This window comes from Sphingomonas sp. CCH9-F2, assembly GCF_001556735.1.
In the GTDB taxonomy this organism is placed as follows: Bacteria; Pseudomonadota; Alphaproteobacteria; order Sphingomonadales; family Sphingomonadaceae; genus Sphingomonas; species Sphingomonas ginsenosidimutans.
This window is the reverse complement of sequence record NZ_LSJO01000183.1, coordinates 1-2766: the sequence shown is the minus strand read 5'-3', so window position 1 is coordinate 2766 and position 2766 is coordinate 1. Positions and strand designations below refer to the sequence as shown.

2 protein-coding genes are annotated in these 2766 nt (G+C 71.5%); both read left to right on the top strand.

Annotation, left to right across the window (positions count from 1 at the left end; translation table 11 throughout):
* Window positions 1-188 precede the first annotated feature (188 nt).
* Window positions 189-2231, top strand: a complete 2043-nt coding sequence (locus AX685_RS05465) for a M3 family metallopeptidase (protein ID WP_066486219.1) — start codon at window positions 189-191, stop codon at window positions 2229-2231.
* Window positions 2228-2716, top strand: coding sequence for an asparaginase domain-containing protein (locus AX685_RS05460; protein ID WP_066486217.1), 489 nt, complete (start codon window positions 2228-2230; stop codon window positions 2714-2716). The genes AX685_RS05465 and AX685_RS05460 overlap by 4 nt, the downstream gene beginning before the upstream one ends.
* Window positions 2717-2766 lie beyond the last annotated feature (50 nt).

Genomic DNA, 2766 nt, shown 5'->3' with positions numbered 1-2766 from the left:
TCGCTATCGCGGGCGGATCGTCGTCAGGCTCCACGACGATGCGCGGATCGACCGTGCCGCGCTGGCGGGGGCGGGGGTGCGGATGGTCGCGCCGGTCGGCGGGCGCTGGCACCTGCTGACCGATCCGCGCACCGCTTAACCCGGCGGCACCGGTTCCCATCGGGCGGGCGGCGGGCTAACAGGCGGGGATGACCACCGACACCCTGCTCGATCCGCTGGCGCTGCCCGATTTCGCGGCGCTGACCCCCGATGCGATCGCCGCCGCGCTGGACGCCGCGATCGCGCGCCACGCCGATGCGGTCGCCACCGTCACGCGCGACCGCCCGACCACGTTCGAGGGCGCGTGGCTGCCGCTGGAGCGCGCCGAGGCGGGGATCGACGCGCTGTGGTCGGCGGTGTCGCACCTCCACGGCGTCGCCGACACGCCCGAACTGCGCGCCGCACATGCCGCGGGGCAGGAAAAGCTGGTCGAACATGCGATGGCGGTCGCGCAGAACCGCGACCTGTACGACGTGCTGACCGCGCTGGAGGCATCGCCCGGCTTCGCCGCACTGCCGCAGGCGGACCGCGTCGCGGTGGAACATGCGATCCGCGACTTCCGGCTGGCGGGCGTCGCGCTGGACGACGTCGGGCGCGCGCGCTTCGCCGCGATCTCGGTCGAGCTGTCGGCGCTGTCCACCGCCTTCGGCAGCGCGGTGCTCGACGCGACGCAAGCGTGGGGCGAGCATGTCACCGACGAGGCGCGGCTGGCCGGGATCGCGGCGCCCGACAAGGCGATGTTCGCCGCCGCCGCCGCGACCAAGGGGCTGGACGGCTGGTGGGTGTCGCTGCAGCAGCCCAGCGTCAATGCGGTGCTGACCTTCGCCGAGGACCGGGCCTTGCGCGCCGCGGTCTACCGCGCGTTCGGCACGCGCGCGTCGGATCAGGGGCCGAACGCGGGCGAATTCGACAACGGCCCGCGCATCGCGCGCATCCTGGAACTGCGCCACGAAGCCGCGCGGCTGCTGGGGTTCGCCGATCCGGTCGACTGGTCGCTGGCCACCAAGATGGCGCCCAATGCGGGCGAGGTGCTGGCGTTCCTGCGCGATCTGGGCACGCGCGCGCGCCCGGCGGCGGAGCGCGACCTGGCGGCACTGCGCGCCTTCGCGGCGGAGGAACTGGGGATCGACGATCTCCAGCCGTGGGACACCGGCTTCGTCGCCGACCGGCTGCGCCGCGCGCGGTTCGCGGTCGATGAGCAGGAAGTGCGCGGCTATTTCCCGGTAGAGCGGGTGATGGACGGGTGGCAGGCGCTGCTGCACCGCCTGTTCGGCATCCGGCTGGTCGAACGCGCCGACGCGCCGCTCTACCACCCCGACGCGCGCTATTTCGACGTGGTCGACGACAGCGGGGAGGTGTTCTCCGGCCTCTACCTCGATCTGCACGCGCGTGACGGCAAGCGCGGCGGCGCGTGGATGGCGCAGGCGCGCCCGCGGCTGCGCGATGGCAACCAGATGCGCGTGCCGGTCGCCTATCTGGTGTGCAATTTCGCGCCGAAGGGCGCCGACCGGCCGTCGCTGCTGAGCCATAATGACGTCGTCACGCTGCTCCACGAAACCGGCCATTGCCTCCACCATCTGTTCACGCGCGTCGATCGCCCGTCGATCGCCGGGACCAGCGGGTTCGAATGGGATGCGGTCGAACTGCCGAGCCAGCTGATGGAGGATTTCGCCTGGGACCGAGCGATCCTGACCGACATGTCGGGGCATCACGATACCGGCGCGCCGCTGCCGCCCAAACTGTTCGACCGGATGGTCGCGGCGCGGCGGTTCAATTCCGGGCTGTTCGTCGTGCGCCAGCTGGAATTCGCGCTGTTCGACCTGATCCTGCACCTGGGCACCGCGGGATCGGACCCGATGGAGGTGATCGAGGCGGTGCGCGACGAGGTGTCGGTGATACGCCCGCCCGCATGGCACCGGTTCCCGCACGCCTTCAGCCATATCTTCGCGGGCGGCTATGCCTCGGGCTATTACAGCTATCTGTGGGCCGAGGTGCTGGCCGCCGACGGATTCCAGCGATTCGCGGAAAACGGCCTGGTCGACCGCGCCACCGGCACAGCACTGCGCGAGGAAGTGCTGGCCCGCGGTGCGACCCGCCCCGCCGCCGACAGTTTCCGCGCGTTCCGCGGGCGCGATGCCGATCCCACCGCGATGCTGATCCGCCACGGCCTGACCGAGGCGGCGGTGCGATGAGCCTGCTGTTCCTCACCACCGGCGGCACGATCGACAAGCTGTATTTCGATGCGCTGAGCGAATATCAGATCGGCGACAGCATCGTCGAACGCATCCTGCGCACCGCGCGCGTCGCGCTGCCGTTCCGCGTCGCCGAGCTGATGCGCAAGGACAGCCTGGAGCTGACCGACGCCGATCGCGCGACGATCCGCACCGCGGTGGAGGGGGCGCCCGAAACCCGCATCGTCATCACCCACGGCACCGATACGATGACCGATACCGCCCGCGCGCTGGCGGGGGTGGCGGCCACCGGCAAGACGGTGGTGCTGGTGGGCGCGCTGGCGCCCGCGCGCTTCGCGGAGAGCGACGCGACGTTCAACCTGGGGCTGGCCGTGGCCACCGCGCAGGTCGCCGCGCCCGGCGTGTGGATCGCGATGAACGGCACCGTGTTCGACGGCGCGAAGGTGCGCAAGGATCGGTCGATCAACAGCTTCGTCGCTGCCTGAGGGGCGCGCCGGAACGACGTCCGGGGGGTGACGAGGGTGAGTGAAAGGGG